Genomic DNA, 22584 nt, shown 5'->3' with positions numbered 1-22584 from the left:
GAGCCTAATGAACCTATCTGACCTGCTACACGATGTGCGCCTGAGCTTTACCCCTGCGTCCCAAGCCAGCTTTGGCAATCTGGACGAGGCCACAAGCATCGCCCTGACCGCCGCCATCGTGCAGGCCGTCCCGTTTCTGTGGATGGTGTCCATTCAGGGGGTCGATGACCCTACCGCCCCCCGCTTTGACCCCCTCAAGCCAGGGCTGCGCAGTGGCCGCAAGGCGCAAGGGCGCTTCCTGGTGCCCGCAAACCCGCGCAAGCGCCAACATGAATTCGAAGAGCTGGACAGCAGCGTTATTTGGACATGGCAGCAACTGGCCCAGATGTTGGCGGGGCTCGACCAGCGCCAAGCAAACAACCTGCTCGAAGAGCTGGCGCTCGCCGCCTTTGGGGATGACCTGATACGGGTCGGTTTCCATGGCCAAACCGCCGCCGTCAATACCGACCCCGAGGCCCACCCGAACGGAGAGGATGTGATGGTGGGCTGGCCAGCACTGGCCAAGGCCGCCGACCCCGAGGGGCTGCGGGTGCTGCGCGATGTGGTCACATTCGACTCGAGCGGCCAGGGCGATTTCGCCGACCTGGATGCCATGGTGTATACCCTGATTGAGAAACTGCCGGAGAGTTACCGCCAAGACCCGCGCTTAATCGTGATGGTCGGCGGCGACCTGCTGCGGGCTCACCAGAAAGCCTATCTCAAGCCAGGGCAGGTACGGGACAAGCAGCAGCGCATGAAAATTGCCGACCTGCCCTTTATCTGTCACCAGCACATGCCTGGAACCTACCTCGCCATCACCCTGGTGGAGAACCTGCAAGTGCTCACCGTCAACCTCACCCACCGCCTCAATGCAGGGGACATTGACGACCTCGCTAGCTGGGGTATCCGCTACAACCGCGCCCAGTCCTACGCCTTGGGCATTCCCACCGCCTATGCCGCCTTTGATGCCATCACCATTGTCACCCAGGAGTAACCCGATGCAACAGACCCCCACCTTGCAGACCGTGCCGACCGCCCCCGCCGCCACCCGTGCCAGCCGCCTGGATGAACATGTGGCCCTGTTCCAAAGCGAGCACGCCAAACTGATGGAGCTCGACAAGGAGGTGTTAACCCTGCGTGAGCAACGCAAAGCCATGTTGGCCCAAATTCCCGCCGCCAAGGCCCGCCGTGAAGAGTTGCGCCAGGGCCGGATTAACCAACTTATGGGCGGGGTGGTGTCACTGGAAGCGGCGCGAGAGTACCGCGAGCTGACCGAGCTGCTCGACGATGCCAATGAGGCGGCCAGCTTGTCAGAGTCTCAGGAGAAGCGCTTGGCGTTGCCGCTCTATCAGACCCAGCTGGCGGTGAACAGCGCTCAAAGCATGGTCGCCGGATGTTATGAAAGCTACCTCGACCACAAGCTGGCGCCCGCCATCTTGCCCAACCTAAAGCAGCAGCTGGCCGAACTGGCGGCCCTGACCCGCGCCAAAGGTTGCATCATCGGGATGGAAGGTGCGCGCCGCTGGGCGCTGAACGAGTTGGGTTCGGCTCTCAAGGAGGCAATGAACGGCGAGCAGGTGGCGCTGGAGGGCGACAGCCCTGCCGCCCGTCAGGCGCTCGTTACCTCCACCCGCCCCCAGTGTGCCGATCTGCTGGCCCTGTGTGACAGTCCAGGCAAACGCCAATGCCTGCAACGGGAGTTGGAGGAGTAACCGCCCAGAAAAACAAAAGGGAGCCTGCCAGGGCTCCCTATTTGCTTACCCCACCCCCAAATCCAGAGGAGCAAGCCCATGCACCATAGCAAAGCCCCTGATCCCCAGCAAGAGTTGCATCCATGGATCAATTCGGATAGCCTTCCGATCACCAAGGGCCTAGACACCCCTTGGTATGGCTGGCGGATTAGACACCCGCAGGCAATGACTAAACCAAGGACAATTTGCACCATTTCCCCCATCTTCGGCCTCATGCCGGAGATCTATCCTTTTTTGGGGGCATGGGTCGGGAGCCAAAGAAAACGCCCCCACTGTGCCTTCCTTGGTTTGGCACTGTCTTGCGGCTACCCGATCCGCCTTGGTCTACCAAAACCAAGGACTGTAATCATGATCTTCACCTTCCTGATCGCCACTCATGGCAGGGTCTCTGACCTTCACCGTATACGCACCATTTCTGCCGTCGCTGATACCGAAGCCCAAGCGCGCGCCAATCTGCCTGGCTTGCCGCTCGTTTTTGTTGCCCGTATTCCCTGTGCGAAAAGGGGGCAAGCATGAACACCCACCAAACCCCCTCAAAAGAGCTTACCCGCGTCACTGCTGAACTGGATTCGTCAGTGTGTGCCCTTCATACCCTTTCCCATTTGTTGTCCGCCAGCGTGGATTGGGAGCGCAAGAGCCGCATAGACCATGAAGAGTTTACCTATGGCCTTTCCGGCCTGCTCAAGGCAGTGGCGAAAGACATAGACACCAACTCTTGCCGGATCAGTGAGCTGAATGATCGGCTGCCTGGGGGTGAGTCATGACCTCTATACGGATTGTCTCTGATGTCTCCCTGGCTGCCCGTGGGCAATGGCCCTTTATTCTGGCTGAACTCGGTCTATCAGTTCCCAAGCGTGGTCAGCATGGCCCATGCCCAGCCTGTGGTGGCAAAGACCGGTTTCGCCTGGACGATAAGGAGGGGCGAGGCACCTGGATTTGTTCCCAGTGTGGTGCCGGTGATGGCTTAACCCTTCTGGCCAAGGCCACCCACAAGAGCACCAAGGAGGCCGCCCAAGAGGTGGCCACCTTGCTCGGGCTATCCCCAGACGGTCTTGATGCAAACGAGGTCGCCACCCGCCGTCAGAACGCCGAGCAGGTCGCAGCCAAAGCCAGACAGGATGAAGAGAAAGCCAAGCGCAAAGCCTGCACCAGGGCCGCCTCAATCATGGGGGATTGTGTTAAGGGCCGTAGTACCTATCTCTCCCTCAAGCACTTGCCAGACTGGCTGGCAGATACCAATCAGACCCTAATCCGAGAAGCACGGCACAACTTCCCCCAGGGCTCCCTAGTTATCCCGCTCACGGATGAACATGATCAACTGGTCAACGTCCAGCTCATCGACCCGCAGGGTGAAAAGCGCTATTTGGCTGGCGGCCAGAAAGCAGGGGCATTTCACCGGTTAACCGGCGGGCTACGGGTGGCAATCTGTGAAGGCTACGCAACGGGTGTTTCTGTCCATTTGGCGACAGGGGCAACCGTCTATTGCGCTATGGATGCAAGTAATCTGCTGGCCGTGGCTGAGATTGCCAAACGCCGAGAAGGTACAGCGCCGATCCTGATTGCCGGTGACAACGACGCCCATATTGATGGCAACCCCGGCCAAGCCAAAGCCCAAGAAGCAGCAACAGCGATAGGGGGGCTAATCTGCCTTCCTGGTGAAGCTGGTGACTGGAACGATTACCACCAGGCCCATGGGCTGCTCGATACCAAGAAGGCGATCATGACCTCTTTCGCAGATACCAAAACCCCAACAGAACAAGCACCAGGGACACCAGAACTCCCCGACAACTACAGCATGGGGAAAGAGCGCCTCTTTGCCATGGAGTGGCGCGGCAAGGGGGAGGAGGCCGAACGGGTGCCGGTGCCTATCAGTTCCCCGCTGTATGTCAGGGCGATCACCCACACCGAGCAGGGCCAAGGCTTTGGCCGGTTGCTGGAGTGGCGGGATACCAACGGCAAGACTCGCCGTTGGGCGATGCCCATGCGCATGCTGGTTCACAAGGGCGGCGAGGAAGTATTTGGTCAGCTGGCGGAAAGCGGGCTCAGTTACATCAACATGAGCAAAAAGAATCTGCTGCGCGATTACCTAATGAGCTGCCAACCGCAAGCCAGGATCACCTGTGTCGAGCGCACTGGTTGGCATAAGCGGGCCTATGTCCTGCCAAATGGCAACTTGGGGCCGGATGCCAACGAGGTGATCCTGCAAACCACCGGCTATGTGAATAACGACTTCACCACATCTGGCACCTTGGCCGAGTGGCAAGCCCAGGTAGCAGCCTTGGCCATCGGCAACAGCCGGTTAGCCTTTTCACTGTCCTGTGCCTTTGCTGCGCCCCTGTTATCGCTGATTGGGGTTGAGGGGGGCGGTTTCCACCTGAAAGGCGAGAGTACCGATGGCAAGACCACAGTGATGATGGCTGCTGCCAGCGTGTACGGCCCAGAGGCGTTCGCCCATACCTGGCGAGCTACCGGTAACGCGATAGAAGGGATCGCCAGTCGCCGCAATGATGCCTTGTTGTGCTTGGATGAAATCAAGGAGGTGGATGGACGGGAGGCCGGTTTGGTCGCCTATATGCTGGCTAACGGACAGGGCAAGGGCCGGAGCCGCCAGGATGGAGAGCTGCGCGAGCGCAAACAGTGGCGCCTGCTGTTCCTCTCAACCGGTGAACTTTCCCTGGAAGACCATGCCGAGCAAGCTGGCCAGCGCACCTTTGCCGGTATGGAGATCCGCACTATCCAGATCCCGAGCGACACCGGCAAGCACGGCGCGTTTGAGGTGCTGCATGGCATGGCCGATGGCCGCCAGTTCGCCGATACCCTGCGCGAACGCCTGCAAGGCCAGCACGGCACGGCTTTTCGTGCCTATGTCGAGGCATTGGCCAATGACCTAAACGGGCACAGCGCATGGATGAAGGGCGAGATCCGCCGATTGGTCACGGCCATGACCCCCGAGGGAGCCGGTAATCAGGTAGGGCGAGCCATTAACCGCTTTGCCCTGGTTGCGGCTGCTGGTGAGCTGGCCACCCGCTTGGGTATCACTGGATGGCAATCAGGAGAGGCGACCAAAGCAGCGCAGCAGTGTCTTGAGGCATGGTTAGCCGATCGTGGCCATTTGGGCAATCAGGAAGACGCGGCAACCCTGCGCCAGATCCGCCAGTTCTTTACGGCGTATCAGTACAGCCGATTTGCGGATTGGGATGATCCAAATCACAGGCCTGCGCAGATGGTTGGATATCGAAAGAATCCTAAAATTGGTGGGGGTGAAGGGGTTACATTTTATGTTTTGCCTGAGGGATGGCGGGAAATAAATAAAGGGAGGGACTATAAAAAAGCAGCAAAATTGTCTTTAAATATAGGTTGGATCATACATAGCCAGAATGGAAAAACACAATCATTAGCCCGACTTCCTGGGTTATCTGAAAAACCAACCAGAGTTTACTTATTAAGTAGCTCCGTGCTTTTAGAATAATACTTACTCAGATGGTGAAACCATCTGAGTATTATTAGTTAAGCCATAATCAACATGGTTGACAAGACAAGAATGAGCTGTGTCAGATATACAGGAAACACAGCTCTTTCAAACAATTCAACAACTCTTTTCCTCCAGGGCATTTTATATATGTTCTGCGGTGGTGTAAGGTCGAAGGAATTATTGCCATCAAATTCTTTCTGTCTTGCAGAGTTATAAAGTTCTCTATAATTTTTTTCTTGTAAAAAGAAGTAGCTATCCAAAAAAATGAAAATCACCATAGGAACTAATGCAATAGCGATTATTGGTATGGATTTAAGAGCTATTCCCGCAGCTACAATTGCGGAAGTTATCGAGACAGACCACCCTTTTATAGCAAAAGCATTGCTTGCCATCCTTGATATTATCGCTTGTATAAAGCCTAGATATGCGATCTTATTTTCATTAGACATATGTCACCCTATTATATTTTAAAGTTTGCACCGGCATTTCTGTTGTAAAGTATAGTCAATGAGTCATAACCCTTTCTGCCTGAGTTTACTAAGGCCCATAGAATTAGGTCTATTTCTTGAATGTTATGTAAGTGCTCTAAAGACACTTTATGAGAAACTTTAAACTCTGGCATCTCTCTATTGATTCCTAAAGATTCGCTCATGCTTTCCATACCATCATAAGCAGCTTTTACTAAATTACTCTTTCTGGTTGAGATAGCTTGTTTTTTTTCAATTATCTTACTTGTAGCTAATTCAGACATAATCCATGGAGATAGCGTTCTATCCTCATCGGCTCTATCAACAAGACCTAGTTTAGATATGGATTTTTCTGAGTTTATAAAGAACAATGCTTCACACTTATCCATCATTGTATTTAATGCAGAGGATAAGAGCATGTGTACATTACTAGTCGTTTGGTTTCTGATTTCATAATCGTAAGATGTGCCTGATGGATATTTTGCATACTTATTGTCAATTTTTCTTAAAAGGTCATTTGCATGCCCCCAAACATGAGAATCAATAAATGATTTTATTTTGAAGTTATTGTATAGCCAACAAGCCAGTCTTTCCGCGATTTCAATGTCAGTATGAGCGTGAGAAATAAATACATGGACTCCATCTATTGATGGAAACCAGGCTTCCTGTAGCTTTACGGCATCAATAGTTCCGTCCTTAAAATAAAGGTCTTCAAGAGAGGTTTTAATGGATTTATTTTGCTCTGATAAAATGGAAGAATAATTATCGGTAGGGCTCAAAAAACTTGAGCTATCATTAACTTCGAGATTGAATCCTTTATACATGACATTAACTCCAAGCTTCAAATGGAGTCATGATAATGATTAATGGTGTTATATTCAACAAGTGGAATGGAGTTTAAATAGCCAGCCATGCATGGCCACTTGTAAATCATCACTAGAGAGCCACTAAAAGAGCCAAGGATAGAAAAACATTACGGAATCCGCGCTCATCCGCTCCCGCCTGCAGGCCGCGTTAAGAAAAATTTTTGCAAAAATGGATTCCCGCAGTTTCCTAGCCCCAGGCCGCGCCGTTCTTGGGGTTTGGAGGTGCAGGAGGAATTGCACGAAGTGAACTATTTTTCAGCCTTTTGAAAAAACACACCCCATTCATGGTCCAAACATAAAGCATAACCATCTGATTTATATATTAAAATCGTACTTTCCGTAGCCATTTCACCATCACCCAGATTTTTCTTTTTGCGGGCGGAGATCACCTCTTCTCATTTAAAAACAATGACCTATGAGCATTTCCCAGATTTATAGGATCTGAAAAATTTCAGTTTTCAACCTGTCCTAGTGAGCATACCTACCAGAGGGGCATACACGACCGCTAAACGCCCCCTGGCTTTCATTGGGGGTTAAGGGCATGGCATCCACCCATCCAGTCACTCCCAAACAGCCACAGCCATGCGTATGCCAGCCATGGGCGATAGGGGTCATCGCTTACTGGTTTTTCATTGATGGATTTATGTTTCAAGTCGTTAGGGTTTGTTGTTCGGAGTTAAACCTCTTTCTATGATTGAGCTGTAACCCGAATAAGTCCGTAGCCTGATGCCTATAGATCCACTTATAGACATGACTCACGGCTCCCTCGTTGAGATTTTTTAGGTTTTAGAACATGACTCGAAACCATGCCATAGCATTGCTTGCTGCACTCATTGATGCAGAAAGAGCAACTGAGAAGACGACGCATATCAGCCTGAACTTTCAAGACAACAAGCTAGCGATGTTGGCACATCCGATGCGGTTCGCTGCTAATGGTCAGACATTGGCCTCATCACATCCACTGATTGAGGTGAATCCCAGCCAACAAGTTGATGGGCGAACATCCACGGGGGATCACGAGATTCCAACTAGCACTGCTGATTGTGTTCACGTAGCGCGAGCGCTACTTGATGACCTTGAAGAGAACCTGGGTGAGCCTCTATTTGTCTAGCCAGTTCAGTAGTACATAACCAAGGGGCCGCTGGCCCCTTTGATCTATCTACAAGCATGGCTGCGCATATAGCTGCATGGGAGCTGAGATCTGTAACCTCACGGGGTTACAGGTTACAGCGTCAAGAAAAATGGCTACAGCCCGCACCAGACAAGGGCTACAGGCTTGTAACCTCATGCCTCTTTCGGAGCGTGTAACCCCTAATTGCTTTTTGTGCTCTGAGTGGGGTTACAGCGCAAAGCCGCGCCAGTACTGGGCTAGAGCCGAGTTGTAACCTCGTAACCCGTGTAACCCCGTTTTTTTCAATATATAGAGATAGAAAAGGGGAATCTGGGGAGGAGAAAAATTTTTAGCAGCGGTTCTCAAAAGAGAACATTTTGAAGGGGCCGATCATTTTTCTTCTTGGTGGAGAAAAATTTTTTTGAAGGGCATGAGAGTGATTTTAGAGTGGTTACTCTACAGGCTGAGATATCCTATAGGTATCCTAGAGAAAAGAGGGTTGGCGAGTACTAACTCGCCAACCCTCTGGAATTGGTGGCCCCTGCCCGACTTGAACGGGCGACCAATCGATTATGAGTCGACTGCTCTAACCAACTGAGCTAAGGGGCCATGATGTTGGTTTTGCGGCGTGGATTATAGGGGATGCGGGATGACCCGTCCATAGTCAGATCAACCACTTGGCGAGATTTTATCCATCTTCAAGTGCATCCCTTGCTCACCGTCATCCATCGGCTGGTGCTGATAAAACAAAGCCCCGCATGGCGGGGCTTTCGAGAGGGGAAACCCATGCGGCTTTCGGACTACTCGTCCAGGAAACTGCGCAGCACTTCCGAGCGGCTCGGGTGGCGCAGCTTGCGCAGCGCCTTGGCCTCGATCTGACGAATACGCTCACGGGTGACGTCGAACTGCTTGCCCACTTCCTCGAGGGTGTGGTCAGTGTTCATGTCGATACCGAAGCGCATACGCAGTACCTTGGCCTCACGAGCGGTCAGGCCGGCCAGCACTTCGCGGGTGGCGTTGCGCAGGCTCTCGCTGGTCGCGGCATCAGCTGGCAGGGCCAGGGTGGTATCTTCGATGAAGTCGCCCAAGTGGGAGTCTTCATCATCACCGATGGGCGTCTCCATGGAGATGGGCTCCTTGGCGATCTTCAGCACCTTGCGGATCTTGTCTTCCGGCATGCCCATGCGCATGGCCAGCTCTTCCGGGTTCGGTTCGCGACCCATCTCCTGCAGCATCTGACGGGAGATACGGTTGAGCTTGTTGATGGTCTCGATCATGTGTACCGGGATACGGATGGTACGGGCCTGATCCGCGATGGAACGGGTAATGGCCTGACGGATCCACCAGGTGGCATAGGTCGAGAACTTATAGCCACGACGGTATTCGAACTTGTCGACCGCCTTCATCAGACCGATGTTGCCCTCCTGGATCAGATCCAGGAACTGCAGACCGCGGTTGGTGTACTTCTTGGCGATGGAAATAACCAGACGCAGGTTGGCCTCGACCATCTCTTTCTTGGCACGGCGGGCCTTGGCCTCACCGATGCTCATGCGGCGGTTGATGTCCTTGATCTGGGCGATGGACAGACCTGTTTCTTCCTCGATCTGCTGCAGCTTGCCGATGGAGCGCAGGATCTCTTCGTCCATCTCGAGCAGACGGGGGGACCAGGCCTTGCCAGCCTGCTTCTGGTATTCGAACCAGGCAGTCTCGCACTCGTTGTTGGTGAAGGCAGCAACGAAGGTCTTCTTCGGCATCTTGGCCTGCTCGACGCAGAGCTTCATGATGATGCGTTCCTGCACGCGGACACGCTCCATCATCTCCCGCATGTTGTTGACCAGGCGATCGAACTGCTTGGGCATCAGGCGGAATTGACGGAATACATCGGCCAGCTGGGCGATAGCGTTCTGGGTGTCGTCGTGGGCGCGGCCATTCTTCTGAATGGAGAGACGGGTGACTTCGTACTGGGCACGCAGTTCACCGAACTTCTCGCGAGCGACTTCCGGATCCGGACCGCCGTCGCCGTCGTCGTCTGAATTATCGCCGTCTTCGTCCTCGTCTTCGTCCTCGTCTTCGTCTTCGTCAGCAAGGTCGTCTTCACTGAGCTCGGAACCGATGTGGGTGGCGGTCGGCGCCATATCATCCACTTCGTTCGGGTCGATAAAGCCGGAGATGATGTCGGAGAGGCGCAGTTGTTCGGCTTCGTACTTGTCGTACTGTTCGAGCAGATAGGTGATGGCTTCCGGGTACTCGGCGACGGAGCTTTGTACCTGATTGATACCGTCTTCGATCCGCTTGGCGATGTCGATCTCGCCCTCGCGGGTCAGCAGTTCGACGGTACCCATTTCTCGCATGTACATGCGGACGGGATCGGTCGTGCGACCAATCTCGGATTCAACAGATGCCAGAGCCTGGGCCGCTGCTTCGGCAGCGTCCTCATCGGCGGTACCACCTTCAGCCATGATAAGGTCATCGGCATCCGGAGCGTTTTCAACCACTTGAATGCCCATATCGTTGATCATCTGGATGATGTCTTCGATTTGGTCGGAATCGACGATGTCTTGCGGGAGGTGATCGTTCACCTCGGCATAGGTCAGGTAGCCCTGTTCTTTACCTTTGGCAACGAGGAGTTTAAGCTGAGACTGCGGGGTTTGCTCCATAGAACTCATCCGGTTGGTGTTGCTAGGTTGCGCGTACAGTGCGCTGCTGCGCAAATAGCCAATTCTAATAGAAAACCGCCAGACATGCTATGTCTGGTTGCGGCGTCGGTCATGAGAAACCCCTGCCCGCAGTATCGTCGGGGCCAGGCGGTTATGAAATGTTTGCTTTTCATCCCGTCGATTCGGGCAACGATGTTCATATTGGGGTGACTCACTCAAATATCAAGCCCCATTCTCATTTCTTTTCTCAATCTGCACCTCTCTGATCAGCATCATCAGCTCCTGTGTTTCCTCAGAGCTTAGCCCCTCCTGCACCACCTTGGCCTGCAATTCCTCGATGCGTTGCTTCAGAAACAGGTTGATGAAACCGACGAAGGTATCCTGCAATTCTCCCAGAATATCGGGCTCCTGGTCGAGCTTTACCTCTTCAAACAGGTCGTGCATCGCCAGTTGGGCCAGGATTTCTCCTTCCTTGGTTCCACGCCAGTGCTCCAACAGGATACCCGTCGTCACCCCGGGCTGAGTCAAAATCTGCTGATGCAGCTGCAGCAGGAAGGTGATCCCCTGCAGGCGCAATCCGGCCAGTTCCGGCATGGCCGGCAACTCGGCAGTGATCGCCGGATACTGCACCATCAGGGCCAGCGCACGGCGCAGCGGTGTCAGCTTGGCAGCCTTGGGCTTGTTGACCCCGGCCTTCGGCTGACTGCCTCTGGCAAACAGCTCGGCGATCCGCTGCTTGTTCTCCCCCCAGCGCATCATGCTGGAGAGACGAGTGATCAACCCCTCGCGGGTGAAGCCCTCCGGTACGCGGCGTATCAGTTCAGCAGCCTTGTTGGCCACCTCGAACTTGCCCGCCTCACCGGAGAGGGCTGCGTCACGCCCGAGGCGCTCAAACATGAAGTCGGCGAAGGGCTGGGCCTTGTCGAGCAGGGCCTCAAATCCCTCCTTGCCAATCTGGCGCACCAGGGAGTCGGGATCTTCGCCATCTGGCAGGAACACGAATTTGAGCTCGCGGCCATCCTGCAGATGGGAGAGGGCGTTGTCCAGCGCCCGCCAGGCCGCCTCACGGCCGGCGTTGTCACCGTCGTAACAGCAGACCACCTCGGCCGTAGTACGAAACAGGGTGTGGATATGATCGCTGGTGGTCGCAGTCCCCAGCGCCGCCACCGCATAGTCGATGTCGTACTGGCCGAGCGCCACCACGTCCATATAGCCCTCCACCACCAGGATCCGGCGAGGATCCTTGTGCGCCTGTTTGACCTCATAGAGGCCGAACAGCTCCCGCCCCTTGTGGAAGATGGGGGTTTCCGGGGAGTTCAGGTACTTGGGGGTGCCGTCACCCAGCACCCGGCCGCCGAAGCCGATGACCCGGCCGCGTTTGTCCCGGATCGGGAACATGATGCGATCGCGGAAGCGATCATAGCTGCCGGGGCCGCTGTCGCGGGGGATCAACATGCCACCCGAGATAAGCAGTTGCTCGTGATCCCGGCTGGCACCAAACCGCCGCCTCACCTGGTCCCAGTCGTCCGGGGCATACCCGATGTTGAAGCGTTTGACCACTTCCCCGGTCAGACCACGTCCCTTCAGATACTCCACCGCCTGCGGCGCACTCTTGAGATTGCTCTCATAGAAGCGGGCGATCTGGTTCATCAGCTCGAACAGATCCTTGCTGACGGCCGGCTGGCTATTGCCAGACCCGCCAGAGGTTTGCTCGCGGGGCACCTGCATGCCGTGCAGGCTGGCGAGCTCCTCAATGGCATCGGGAAATTCGAGCCCGTCATACTCCATGACAAAGCCGATGGCATTGCCGTGGGCGCCACAACCGAAGCAGTGATAGAACTGCTTCTCCTGACTGACGGTAAAGGAGGGGCTTTTTTCGTTATGAAAAGGGCAGCAAGCCTGGTAGTTCTTACCGGCTTTCTTCAACCGTACACGGGAGTCGATAAGTTCGACTATGTCGGTGCGTACGAGCAGATCATCGATAAAGGATTGTGGGATCCTGCCTGCCATAACCGTCCTGTTTCATTGCATAGGAAATAAAAAAGCCGCGCATTCCCAGGGAAGCACGGCTTCTTTGACCAAACAAGAGAGTTGCCTGTTACGCCAAGCGGGTTTTCACCTGCGCACTGACGGCGCCGACATCGGCACGCCCCTGAATTTTCGGCTTCAAGACAGCCATGACCTTGCCCATGTCAGCCATGACGGCAGCCCCGCTTTGCGCGATGGCTTGCTCAATCAGTGCGGCAATCTCGGCTGCGGTCAGCTGCTGCGGCAGGAACTCCTGCAGCACAACGATCTCGGCGGACTCTTTGTCGGCGAGATCCTGGCGACCGGCTGCTTCGAACTGGCTGATGGAATCGCGACGCTGTTTGACCATCTTGGTCACAACGGCGAGGATCTCCTGATCATCGAGCTCGACACGGGTATCGACTTCACGCTGCTTGATCTCGGCCATCAACAAACGGATCGCTCCCAGGCGAGCCTTGTCTTTGGCAAGCATGGCGAGCTTTTGCTGATCCTTGAGTTGATCCTTCAGAGACACGGCATGATCCCTTGATTAGTACAGGCGGATACGACGTGCGTTTTCGCGGGACAGCTTCTTGGCGTGACGCTTGACGGCGGACGCTTTGGCACGCTTGCGAATGGTAGTCGGCTTCTCGTAGAACTCACGGCTACGAACTTCGGACAGGATACCGGCCTTTTCGCAAGAACGCTTGAAGCGACGCAGAGCAACGTCAAACGGCTCATTTTCACGGACTTTGATTACTGGCATGTGCCTTTCACCTCAGTGATAAATTGTTAGCTGACCTTCAATCGATCAGCATGTCTTAAAATGGTGCGAAATTATACTCTGGACAGGGAATGAAAGTAAACCCGCAGAGATCGCTCTGGTTTAAAAAACCCGCGAAGGTTACCATAGCCGTCTCATTTTAGCAGTGAAATTTTTTAGCAATGCGTGTATTGGGCATAGAGACATCCTGTGACGAAACCGGGATCGCGATCTTCGATGATCAAAAAGGGATCCTTTCCCACCAGTTATACAGCCAGGTCAAGCTGCATGCGGACTACGGCGGCGTCGTTCCCGAGCTGGCCAGCCGGGATCATGTCCGCAAGACGATCCCCTTGATCCAGGCCGCCCTGAAGGAGGCTGGGCTCGGCAAGGATGAGATCGACGGCATCGCCTACACCGCAGGTCCTGGCCTAGTTGGCGCCATCCTGGTGGGGGCTACCATAGGCCGCTCCCTGGCCATGGCCTGGGGCAAACCGGCAGTGGCGGTGCACCATATGGAAGGCCACCTGCTGGCCCCCATGCTGGAGGAGAAGGCCCCCGAGTTCCCCTTCGTCGCCCTACTGGTCTCCGGTGGTCACTCCATGCTGGTACGGGTCGACGGCATCGGCAGCTATCAGCTGCTGGGGGAATCCATCGACGATGCCGCCGGCGAGGCGTTCGACAAAACCGCCAAGCTGATGGGACTGGACTACCCGGGTGGCCCCCTGCTCTCCCGTCTGGCGGAGAAGGGCGTGAAGGGACGCTTCACCTTCCCGCGCCCCATGACCGACCGCCCCGGGCTCGACATGAGCTTCTCCGGCCTCAAGACCTTCGCCGCCAATACCATCGCCGCCAACGGTGACGACGAACAGACCCGTGCCGATATCGCCCGTGCATTTGAAGATGCGGTCGTCGATACGCTGGCCATCAAGTGCCGCCGCGCGCTGAAGGAGACCGCCCTCAACCGTCTGGTGGTGGCCGGCGGCGTCAGTGCCAACCGTCATCTGCGCGCCCAGCTTGCCGAGCTGATGGAGAGCCTCAAGGGAGAAGTGTTCTATCCACGCACCGAATATTGCACCGACAACGGCGCCATGATCGCCTATGCCGGCATGCAGCGCCTGAAGGCGGGCGTGTTCGAGCCGCTGGTCGTCAAGGCCGTGCCACGCTGGCCGCTGGACACCCTGGATCCGGTGTGATCCAAAGGATCCATTGCTAGAAGAAAGGGGCCCATGGCCCCTTTGTTGTCTCTGATGACGGTAATCGCACTGCCCAAGGCTAATTGGTTCTGAACAGGGCCTCGATGGAGAGCCCCTGCCCCAGCAGGATCTCCCTCAGGCGGCGCAGTCCTTCCACCTGGATCTGACGCACCCGCTCCCGGGTCAAACCAATCTCGGCCCCCACGTCTTCCAGGGTCGCCGGTTCATAGCCGAGCAGACCGAAACGGCGGGCCAGCACTTCGCGCTGCTTGGGATTCAGCTCCTCCAGCCAGTGCACTATGCTGCTGCGCATGTCATCTTCCTGGGACTCCAGCTCGGGCCCCATGCCGCGCTCGTCGGAGAGCACGTCCAGCAGCGCCTTGTCGCGATCGCCACCGATGGGAGTATCCACCGAGGTGATCTTCTCGTTGAGCTTGAGCATGCGATTCACATCGTCCACAGAGCGATCCAGTGCGCAGGCGATATCCTCGGCGGTCGGCTCATGGTCGAGACGATGAGAAAGCTCGCGCGCAGTGCGCAGATAGACGTTCAGCTCCTTGACCACATGGATGGGCAGACGAATGGTACGGGTCTGGTTCATGATGGCCCGCTCTATGGTCTGGCGGATCCACCAGGTGGCATAGGTAGAGAAACGGAAGCCTCGCTCGGGGTCGAACTTTTCGACCGCCCGGATGAGGCCGAGGTTGCCCTCTTCGATGAGATCCAGCAGCACCAGGCCGCGGTTGTTGTAGCGCCGGGCAATCTTGACCACCAGGCGCAGGTTGGATTCGATCATGCGCTTGCGCGCCGCTTTGTCGCCGCGCAGGGCACGGCGAGCATAGTAGACTTCCTCTTCGGCCGTGAGCAGGGGGGAGAAGCCGATCTCCCCCAGATAGAGCTGGGTGGCGTCCATCACCTTGTTCAGCTCGGGCGCCATCAGTTCATCGGAGATGGTCTCTTCGGCCTCGGCCGCCACCTCCTGAACCTCTTCTTCCTCCTGAACCTCCAGCTCTTCGTCGAACTCTAACTCTGCATCCTGCATTACCAGTTGTTCTTGGCTCATGATATGTCTCCCTGACCTGCACCAGAGTAAGACCTAGCTCTCTGAGTTAACGCTTTGGCAAATAGCCCATCGGGTTGATCGACTTGCCTTTGTACCGGATTTCAAAGTGCAAGCGCACATCCGGCGCATCCGTGCTACCCATATTGGCGATAACTGCTCCGCCCTTGACGCTGTCTCCCTCTTTGACCCTCAGCTCGTCGTTGTGAGCGTAGGCGGAGAGGTAGTCATCGTTGTGCTTGAGAATAATCAGCTTGCCGTAACCCCTGAGTGCGCTGCCCGCGTAGACCACTTTGCCGCCACTTGCGGCGTAAATGGGTTGACCCTTTTGACCCGAGATGTCGATGCCCTTGTTGCCCTGTTCGGCAACGGAGAAGCCTTCGACGATCCGCCCTTTGGTCGGCCAATGCCAGGAGAGTGTTGACTTGGTGCTGATGTTTTTTTGTTCTGTCGCCTGAGCGTATGCTGTTGACGAGGCAGGAGCAATCGTTTTCTGAGCGATAAACGGGGTGGTCGTACCTGCCGGCGCCGTCGCCAGTGCTTTGGGGCCTGTGCTGGTCACGACCGGGGTCGCGGCAGCAACCATCTGGCCGCTGGCCGACCCCGCAGTCCCCACGTTGAGCACCTGGCCCACGTGCAGGGCATAGGGCGCCTGGAGGTTGTTGCGCTGTGCCAGCGTCTGGTTGGATAGACCGAACTGGCGACCGATGCTGCTCAGAGTATCGCCACGGCGCACCTCATAGGTGCCCGATCCCGTCACGCTGCCACGGCTGACCGGGCTGCCGACGCTCACCACCGAGCTGGACGCCGAGCCATCCAGCCTGAGCTGCTGACCGGGATAGATGTTGTAGGGAGGGCTGATGCCGTTGATGCTGATGAGCGAAGCCACGTCCATGCCCGAACGGAACGCGATGGAGTACAGGGTATCCCCTTTGACCACGGTATAGCCCCCGCTCTGGGCGGCAGGCTTGGCCCCCCCTTGGCGGACCGGTATGGTCGAGGCGATCTGATCATTGCCCAGGCTATGCACCGGGGCAGCAGTCTTGCTGGAGGAGCAGGCAAGCAGCAGCCATGACAACACGACGACACCGCTACCTTGCCAAACACGCGAACACATAGTGGATCCTTAACGACTAAACCAGAAATAGGCCGCAACGGCCAAACCAATACAGAGCCAACCGAGCACATCCACGTAGTGCATCAGCTTGCGCTCCATCTTCTCCCCACCCCAGCGCATCAGGCCTGCCACCAGGAAGAAGCGCATGCCGCGACCGATCAGGGAGGTGACGATGAAGGGCAATAGCGCCATATGGAGCAAGCCCGCCGTGACGGTAAACACCTTGTAGGGGATCGGCGTGAAACTGGCAATAAAAATCACCCAGATGCCCCACTGCTCGAACCACTGTTCGGCCAGGGCGATCTTGTCTTCATAACCGACCGAGGCCACCAGCGGCTGAACCACGGGCTCCCAGAGGGCATAGCCGAGCAGATAGCCGAACAGCGCGCCCAGCACCGAAAACAGGGTCGCCAGTGCGGCATAGTGCCAGGCCCGACGGGGCTTGGCCAAGGCCATGGGAGCCAGCATCACATCCACCGGAATGGGCCAGAATACGGACTCGATGAAGGCGGTGATGGCCAGATACCAAGGGGCATACTTGTGGCGTGCCCACTGCATCACCAGCACATAGAGGCGGGAAAACAACTTCACTCGACATCTCCGTCAATCAGGGGAACGAAACGCACCGGCTCCAGGATCTGGCTGGTCAGCTGGGAACCCGAACGCTCGATCAGCTGCAGGGTCTGCTGGCTATCCCCCACCGGCAACACCAGACGGCCCCCATCGGCCAGCTGATCGGTCAGGGCCTTGGGCACCTCGCTCGCCGCCGCCGTCACCAGGATGGCGTCGAAGGGGCCCTTGTTCGGCCAGCCCAGCCAGCCGTTGCCGTGCTTGGCCGAGACATTGTGCAGATCGAGCTGGCGCAGCCGGCGTCTGGCCTGGAACTGCAGGGACTTGATCCGCTCGACGGTATACACATGCTCCACCAGATGGGCCAGCACCGCCGTCTGGTAGCCTGAGCCCGTCCCGATCTCCAGCACGTGGGCCGGATCGTTCTGGATCAGCAGTTCCGTCATGCGCGCCACTATGTAGGGCTGGGAGATGGTCTGGCCATGACCGATGGGCAGAGCCGTATTGTCCCAGGCCTTGTGGGCCATGGCCTCGTCCACGAACAGCTGGCGCGGCACTTTCGCGATCGCCGCCAGCACGCGGAAATCTCGCACATCCTGGGCAATCAATTGGTTCAACAGGCGCTGTACTATCACAACGTCATCCCTGCAGATCCAGCCAGGCACCCAGACTCGCCAGGCTGCTGTAGGCAGTCATGTCGATGGTCAAGGGGGTGATGGAGACATAGCCCTGCTCGATGGCGGCGAAATCAGTCCCCTCGCCCGCATCCTGCTGGCTGCCGGGAGGGCCTATCCAGTAGATGGACTGGCCACGGGGATCCTCGGTGCAGATCACCGACTCGGCGCGATGGCGGTTGCCAAGACGCGTCACCCTGATCCCCTTGATCTGATCGAGGGGCAGGTCCGGCACATTGACGTTGAGGATCTGATCGGCGGGCAGCGGATGCACCATCATCCCCCTCACCAACTGGGCCGCATAGTGGGCCGCCGTGGCGAAATGGGTCTTGCCCACCAGGGAGATGGCCAGCGACGGGAACCCCAGGTGACGTCCTTCGGTCGCGGCCGCCACCGTGCCGGAGTAGATGACGTCATCCCCCAGGTTGGCGCCGTGGTTGATGCCGGCCACCACCATGTCGGGTTCCGGGCGCACCAGCTCGTTGACCGCGAGGTGGACGCAGTCGGTCGGCGTCCCCTTCACCGCATGATACCCGGTTTCGGCGATGCGGGTGACCCGTAGCGGCACCTCCAGCGTCAGGGAGTGACTCGCGCCGCTGCGGTTGCGATCCGGCGCCACCACGATGACCTCGCCACAGGCAGTCAGTGCCTCGCTGAGGGCGCGAATGCCCTCGGCATGTACTCCATCGTCATTACTGACCAGAATTCGCATCGGTTGAGTTCCTGAAACCGTGATCGGCCTCTTCGGCCTGCATTAACTCGCGTACCACGCTGGTGGCAAAGGCGCCGGCCGGCAGGAAGAACGACAGGGTCAGCGCCCCGTTTGCCAACTGCCAGCTCATGCCTTCCGGCTTGAGCAGCAGCGGGCGCCTGTCCTGATCCAGCCCGGCCTTCTCCAGCCCCTCGCACCAATCGGTATAGGGTGTCAGCACCCCTTGCTCGAACTCGGCGGCGACGCCCTGGCTGGCCAGTCGGCCACGACCCCACTGGGGCGCGGTGAGCTGCACGTCACCGGAGGCGAGGCGCGCTTCCAGCTCGGGGGTCACGCTCTCTTCGCTGAAGATGGAGTGGCTGCCCTTGAGCATCACGCAGTCACCGGCCAACAGCTGATGGGCCAGCCCCTGCTCGATGCGGGCGCTGACGATGGCGTTGAACAGCATGCTGCGCGCCGCGGAGAGATAGAGGGAGCGCTTGTTGCGATCCTTGATCCGCTTGCCGGCAAACATCGCCCTGGCCGCTTCCAGGTTGTTGCCCTCGCGCCCGAAACGCTGCTCGCCGTAATAGTTCGGCACGCCCAGTGTGGCGATGGCCTGCAGGCGGGATTCCAGGCCATCGGCCTGCTCCAGTCCGGTGAGACGCAGGGTGAAGTGGTTCCCTTTGAGGTAGCCGACCCGCAGCTTCTTGTTGTGGCGCTTCACCTGCAGGATCCGGATGCTGTCGCTCTCGATGACCGACAGATCCGGCTCTGCCTTGCCAGGCAGGTGGATGCCGAACCACTGCTCGGTCACCGCGTGGCGATCTTTCAGCCCGGCCCAGGTCACCGCGTTGCGCGCGACCCCGGCCGCATCCGCCAGCAGGCCCGCCACCCAGGCGGTATTCTCGCCGGTTTTACGCACCCGGACGAAGATATGCTCCCCCTCCCCGCAGGGCTCAAACCCGAGATCTTCATTGACCACGAAGTCGGCGGCCTCGGCCTTGAGGATGCCCCGGGCGGTGGGCGCCCCGTGCAGATAGCTAAGCTGTTCCAGCATCATTGTTTCACCAGCAGGACGACGGCTTCGGTGGCGATCCCTTCCTTGCGCCCCGTGAAGCCCAGTTGTTCGGTGGTGGTCGCCTTGACGTTCACCCGGTTCAATTCGCATTGCAGATCCGCGGCCAGCACGGCGCACATGGCGCCGATGTGGGGCGCCATCTTGGGAGCCTGGGCGATGATGGTCACGTCCAGGTTGCCGATGGCATAGCCCGCCTGCCGTACCCGGGCGAAGACGTCCCGCAGCAGGATGCGGCTGTCTATGCCCTTGAATTCGGCCGCGGTATCGGGGAAGTGGCGGCCGATGTCGCCGGCGCCGATGGCCCCCAGCAGGGCATCGCTCACCGCGTGCAGCACCACGTCACCGTCGGAGTGGGCCAGCAGCCCCTGTTCGTAGGGCACCGCCACCCCGCCCAGCATGCAGGGACCTTCACCGCCAAACTTGTGTACGTCAAAACCATGTCCGATCCGCATCATGCCTGCTGCTCCCCCATCATGCACAAACCTTCCCAATCGAATGGGTATGCCTCAAGACCATGTTCCAAGCGGATCATGCCTGCTCCTCTGTGGGTGAATCGGGTCGCGCCGGCTGGCGCGCACGCTGTTGCTGTAAATAGAGCTCGGCCAGGGAGAGATCTTCCGGCCGGGTCACCTTGATGTTGTCGGCACGCCCCTCCACCATCCTGACGGCGAAACCGGCACGCTCCATGGCGGAGGCCTCGTCGGTGATGGCCGCCCCCAGGGCCAGCCCCTCCTCCAGCGCCCGCCTGAGGGGGCCGGTGGGGAACATCTGGGGCGTCAGGGCGTGCCAGAGCTGTTCGCGCTCGACGGTGGCGAGGATGTTGCCGGCGGCATCGGTGCGCTTCATGGTATCGCGCACCCGGCTGCCGAGGATGGCGCCGTCGCACGCCATGGCGGTGGCGATGAGCCGGTCGAGATCGCCGTGGGTGAGGCAGGGACGGGCGGCGTCGTGCACCAGCACCCACTCCCCTTGCGCCACATGCAACCCATTGAGCACCGACCAGGCGCGCTCGCTTCCCCCTTCCACCCGCCACACCCGCGGATCGGCGGCAACGGCCAGCGTCTCGAACCAGCGGTCGTGGGGAGCCAGCGCCACGATCACCCGGGCTATGGCCGGATGGGAGAGCAGGCGCTCCAGGGTGTGTTCCAGGATGCACTTCCCCGCCAGCGACAGATACTGTTTCGGGCACTCGGCCCCCATGCGGCTGCCGATGCCGGCGGCCGGGACTATCGCGGTCAAGCCGCCATGGTGATCAGTCATCGTAGGGCACGCCGTCAGGCTCGGTGGCCTGATCTTTTTCTTTGGGAATGATGCGGTAGAAGGTCTCGCCCTGCTTGATATAGCCGAGATCGTTGCGCGACAGTTCCTCGATGGCCTCCAGGCCCGAGGTCAGATCGTCGATCTCCCGGTAAATCAGGTTGTTGCGGTCCTTGAGCACCAGGTTGTCCTGCTGCTGCCGCTCGATGGCATTGGAGAGATCCCGATAGTCGGAGAGACCGTTCTTCCCGAGCCAGAAGTCATATTGCAGCCCTCCCAACAGGAGGAGCAGGATAAGAGTGAGTAGCCGCATGCACTGAGTCTCCTTCAAGCGGCCTAGTTTCCCATATTCGCAGGCAAGACAAAAGAAAGCCTGTATCGCGGATGGGGTGCCCGGAATAAAAAACATGGCGCCCGCCCATGGGCGAGGCGGATACGAAAAAGCCCCGCCGGATGGCGGGGCTTTGGGAGGCTAGGAAGCAGGCGAAAATTAAGCCTGGTTCTTCACTTCTTTCAGACCGCGGAACGGAGCCTTGGCACCCAGGGCTTCTTCGATGCGGATCAGCTGGTTGTACTTGGCAACACGGTCAGAACGGCTCATGGAACCGGTCTTGATCTGGCCAGCAGCAGTACCCACGGCCAGGTCGGCGATGGTGGCGTCTTCGGTCTCACCGGAGCGGTGGGAGATGACGGCGGTGTAGCCAGCGTCCTTGGCCATCTTGATGGCAGCCAGAGTCTCGGTCAGGGAACCGATCTGGTTGAACTTGATCAGGATGGAGTTGGCGATGCCGTTGTCGATGCCGCGCTTCAGGATCTTGGTGTTGGTTACGAACAGGTCGTCACCCACGATCTGGATTTTCTTGCCCAGTTTCTGGGTCTGGTAGGCGAAGCCTTCCCAGTCAGATTCGTCCAGGCCGTCTTCGATGGAGACGATCGGGAACTTGGCAGTCAGCTCTTCCAGGAAGTCGGAGAAACCGTTGGAGGTGAAGATACGACCTTCGCCCTTCAGGTTGTACTCTTTCTTCTCGGCGTCGTAGAACTCGGAAGCGGCGCAGTCCATGGCCAGGGTCACGTCGGTGCCCAGCTTGTAACCGGCAGCGGCAACGGCTTCAGCGATCACTTCCAGCGCTTCGGCGTTGGATTTCAGGTTCGGAGCGAAACCACCTTCGTCACCGACGGCGGTGTTGTAGCCCTTGGACTTCAGTACCTTGGCCAGGTTGTGGAACACTTCTGCGCCCATGCGGACGGCTTCTTTCAGGGTCTTGGCGCCAACCGGCTGGATCATGAACTCCTGGATGTCGACGTTGTTGTCGGCGTGCTCACCACCGTTGATGATGTTCATCATGGGCAGCGGCATGGAGTAGACACCCGGGGTGCCGTTCAGCTCGGCAATGTGGGCGTACAGCGGCATGCCCTTGGCAGCGGCAGCAGCCTTGGCGTTGGCCAGGGAAACAGCCAGGATGGCGTTGGCGCCGAACTTGGATTTGTTCTCGGTACCGTCGAGGTCGATCATGATCTGGTCGACAGTGGCCTGGTCCTTGGCATCTTTACCCAGCAGAGCCTGGGCGATCGGGCCGTTGACGGCTTCGATGGCTTTCAGCACGCCTTTACCCAGGAAACGGCTCTTGTCGCCGTCACGCAGTTCCAGCGCTTCGCGGGAACCGGTGGACGCGCCAGACGGAGCGGCTGCCATACCAACAAAACCACCTTCCAAGTGAACTTCGGCCTCAACGGTCGGGTTACCACGGGAGTCGATGATTTCACGACCGATCACTTTAACGATCTTGGACATGTGTATTTCCTCAGGTTTCGTAAAAAAACAACAAAAATATGCCAAAAAAAGCGGCTGTGGCACAGGGCCCCAA

Annotated in this window: 23 protein-coding genes and 1 tRNA gene; 6 read left to right on the top strand and 18 right to left on the bottom strand. The window is 57.7% G+C overall.

The features are described from left to right. Positions 1 to 7 precede the first annotated feature (7 nt). The 5 genes from R2B70_RS03420 to R2B70_RS03400 all read left to right on the top strand — a co-directional run bounded on the left by R2B70_RS03420 (position 8) and on the right by R2B70_RS03400 (position 5199). Entirely contained in the window at positions 8 to 973 is a 966-nt protein-coding gene (locus R2B70_RS03420) for a P2 family phage major capsid protein (RefSeq protein WP_318162639.1), read from the top strand. Positions 974 to 977: 4 nt separating this feature from the next. Next, on the top strand, positions 978 to 1691 hold the full coding sequence (locus R2B70_RS03415) for a hypothetical protein (RefSeq protein WP_318162638.1): 714 nt from the start codon (positions 978 to 980) through the stop codon (positions 1689 to 1691). Between the two features lie 387 nt (positions 1692 to 2078). Beyond that, positions 2079 to 2246 carry a host cell division inhibitor Icd-like protein gene (locus R2B70_RS03410; protein ID WP_234781341.1) on the top strand — a complete coding sequence of 56 codons (168 nt, stop codon included), beginning with the start codon at positions 2079 to 2081 and terminating at the stop codon, positions 2244 to 2246. After that, positions 2243 to 2494 carry a hypothetical protein gene (locus R2B70_RS03405; RefSeq protein ID WP_261999471.1) on the top strand — a complete coding sequence of 84 codons (252 nt, stop codon included), beginning with the start codon at positions 2243 to 2245 and terminating at the stop codon, positions 2492 to 2494. Before R2B70_RS03410 ends, R2B70_RS03405 begins: the two co-directional genes overlap by 4 nt. Next, positions 2491 to 5199: a DUF927 domain-containing protein gene (locus R2B70_RS03400; RefSeq protein ID WP_318162637.1), complete on the top strand. Its 2709-nt coding sequence runs from the start codon at positions 2491 to 2493 to the stop codon at positions 5197 to 5199. The genes R2B70_RS03405 and R2B70_RS03400 overlap by 4 nt, the downstream gene beginning before the upstream one ends. 38 nt (positions 5200 to 5237) lie before the next feature. On the opposite strand, the gene R2B70_RS03395 is transcribed toward R2B70_RS03400, so the two are convergent. The 8 genes from R2B70_RS03395 to rpsU form a co-directional block, all read right to left on the bottom strand. Next, positions 5238 to 5651: a hypothetical protein gene (locus R2B70_RS03395; protein WP_318162636.1), complete on the bottom strand. Its 414-nt coding sequence runs from the start codon at positions 5649 to 5651 to the stop codon at positions 5238 to 5240. Positions 5652 to 5662: 11 nt separating this feature from the next. Next, positions 5663 to 6493, bottom strand: coding sequence for a hypothetical protein (locus R2B70_RS03390; protein ID WP_318162635.1), 831 nt, complete (start codon positions 6491 to 6493; stop codon positions 5663 to 5665). A gap of 290 nt (positions 6494 to 6783) precedes the next feature. Beyond that, positions 6784 to 6924, bottom strand: a complete 141-nt coding sequence (locus tag R2B70_RS03385; protein ID WP_318162634.1) for a hypothetical protein — start codon at positions 6922 to 6924, stop codon at positions 6784 to 6786. A 1254-nt stretch (positions 6925 to 8178) separates the two neighbouring features. Then, positions 8179 to 8255: transfer RNA gene (locus R2B70_RS03380), tRNA-Ile, on the bottom strand. Positions 8256 to 8446: 191 nt separating this feature from the next. Continuing rightward, positions 8447 to 10342: an RNA polymerase sigma factor RpoD gene (gene rpoD / locus R2B70_RS03375; protein ID WP_318163315.1), complete on the bottom strand. Its 1896-nt coding sequence runs from the start codon at positions 10340 to 10342 to the stop codon at positions 8447 to 8449. A gap of 183 nt (positions 10343 to 10525) precedes the next feature. Next, a complete protein-coding gene (gene dnaG / locus R2B70_RS03370) occupies positions 10526 to 12313 on the bottom strand; it encodes a DNA primase (RefSeq protein WP_318162633.1) in 1788 nt (595 codons plus the stop codon). An 88-nt stretch (positions 12314 to 12401) separates the two neighbouring features. Continuing rightward, on the bottom strand, positions 12402 to 12845 hold the full coding sequence (locus tag R2B70_RS03365; RefSeq protein ID WP_042077185.1) for a GatB/YqeY domain-containing protein: 444 nt from the start codon (positions 12843 to 12845) through the stop codon (positions 12402 to 12404). Positions 12846 to 12860: 15 nt separating this feature from the next. Then, complete coding sequence (gene rpsU / locus R2B70_RS03360; protein WP_005309452.1) at positions 12861 to 13076, bottom strand: 30S ribosomal protein S21; 216 nt, start codon at positions 13074 to 13076, stop codon at positions 12861 to 12863. 179 nt (positions 13077 to 13255) lie between these two features. Here rpsU and tsaD point away from each other — a divergent pair, with 179 nt between their 5' ends. Beyond that, the gene (gene tsaD / locus R2B70_RS03355) at positions 13256 to 14269 is read left to right on the top strand and encodes a tRNA (adenosine(37)-N6)-threonylcarbamoyltransferase complex transferase subunit TsaD (RefSeq protein ID WP_216990975.1); all 1014 of its coding nucleotides are present in this window, start codon (positions 13256 to 13258) and stop codon (positions 14267 to 14269) included. A 79-nt stretch (positions 14270 to 14348) separates the two neighbouring features. Here tsaD and rpoS read toward each other — a convergent pair whose 3' ends face one another. The 10 genes from rpoS to eno form a co-directional block, all read right to left on the bottom strand. Beyond that, a complete protein-coding gene (gene rpoS, locus R2B70_RS03350; protein WP_318162632.1) occupies positions 14349 to 15332 on the bottom strand; it encodes an RNA polymerase sigma factor RpoS in 984 nt (327 codons plus the stop codon). A 46-nt stretch (positions 15333 to 15378) separates the two neighbouring features. Then, entirely contained in the window at positions 15379 to 16446 is a 1068-nt protein-coding gene (locus R2B70_RS03345; RefSeq protein WP_318162631.1) for a LysM peptidoglycan-binding domain-containing protein, read from the bottom strand. A 9-nt stretch (positions 16447 to 16455) separates the two neighbouring features. After that, on the bottom strand, positions 16456 to 17037 hold the full coding sequence (locus tag R2B70_RS03340) for a YqaA family protein (RefSeq protein WP_042077190.1): 582 nt from the start codon (positions 17035 to 17037) through the stop codon (positions 16456 to 16458). Next, positions 17034 to 17651 carry a protein-L-isoaspartate(D-aspartate) O-methyltransferase gene (locus tag R2B70_RS03335; protein WP_318162630.1) on the bottom strand — a complete coding sequence of 206 codons (618 nt, stop codon included), beginning with the start codon at positions 17649 to 17651 and terminating at the stop codon, positions 17034 to 17036. The genes R2B70_RS03340 and R2B70_RS03335 overlap by 4 nt, the downstream gene beginning before the upstream one ends. A 4-nt stretch (positions 17652 to 17655) precedes the next feature. After that, complete coding sequence (surE, locus tag R2B70_RS03330; protein ID WP_216990978.1) at positions 17656 to 18402, bottom strand: 5'/3'-nucleotidase SurE; 747 nt, start codon at positions 18400 to 18402, stop codon at positions 17656 to 17658. Next, a complete protein-coding gene (gene truD, locus R2B70_RS03325) occupies positions 18383 to 19441 on the bottom strand; it encodes a tRNA pseudouridine(13) synthase TruD (RefSeq protein WP_318163314.1) in 1059 nt (352 codons plus the stop codon). The genes surE and truD overlap by 20 nt, the downstream gene beginning before the upstream one ends. Next, positions 19441 to 19917, bottom strand: coding sequence for a 2-C-methyl-D-erythritol 2,4-cyclodiphosphate synthase (gene ispF / locus R2B70_RS03320; RefSeq protein ID WP_042077195.1), 477 nt, complete (start codon positions 19915 to 19917; stop codon positions 19441 to 19443). The genes truD and ispF overlap by 1 nt, the downstream gene beginning before the upstream one ends. A gap of 73 nt (positions 19918 to 19990) precedes the next feature. After that, positions 19991 to 20722, bottom strand: coding sequence for a 2-C-methyl-D-erythritol 4-phosphate cytidylyltransferase (gene ispD / locus R2B70_RS03315; protein WP_318162629.1), 732 nt, complete (start codon positions 20720 to 20722; stop codon positions 19991 to 19993). Next, entirely contained in the window at positions 20715 to 21032 is a 318-nt protein-coding gene (gene ftsB / locus R2B70_RS03310; RefSeq protein WP_041211065.1) for a cell division protein FtsB, read from the bottom strand. Before ftsB ends, ispD begins: the two co-directional genes overlap by 8 nt. Before the next feature lie 177 nt (positions 21033 to 21209). Beyond that, positions 21210 to 22511, bottom strand: coding sequence for a phosphopyruvate hydratase (gene eno / locus R2B70_RS03305; RefSeq protein ID WP_318162628.1), 1302 nt, complete (start codon positions 22509 to 22511; stop codon positions 21210 to 21212). Positions 22512 to 22584: the final 73 nt, after the last annotated feature.

It is taken from the genome of Aeromonas sp. XH (genome assembly GCF_033348475.1).
Taxonomy (GTDB): Bacteria; Pseudomonadota; Gammaproteobacteria; order Enterobacterales; family Aeromonadaceae; genus Aeromonas; species Aeromonas sanarellii.
Note: the sequence above shows the minus strand (reverse complement) of the source record. Positions and strands in the feature narration are given on the sequence as shown.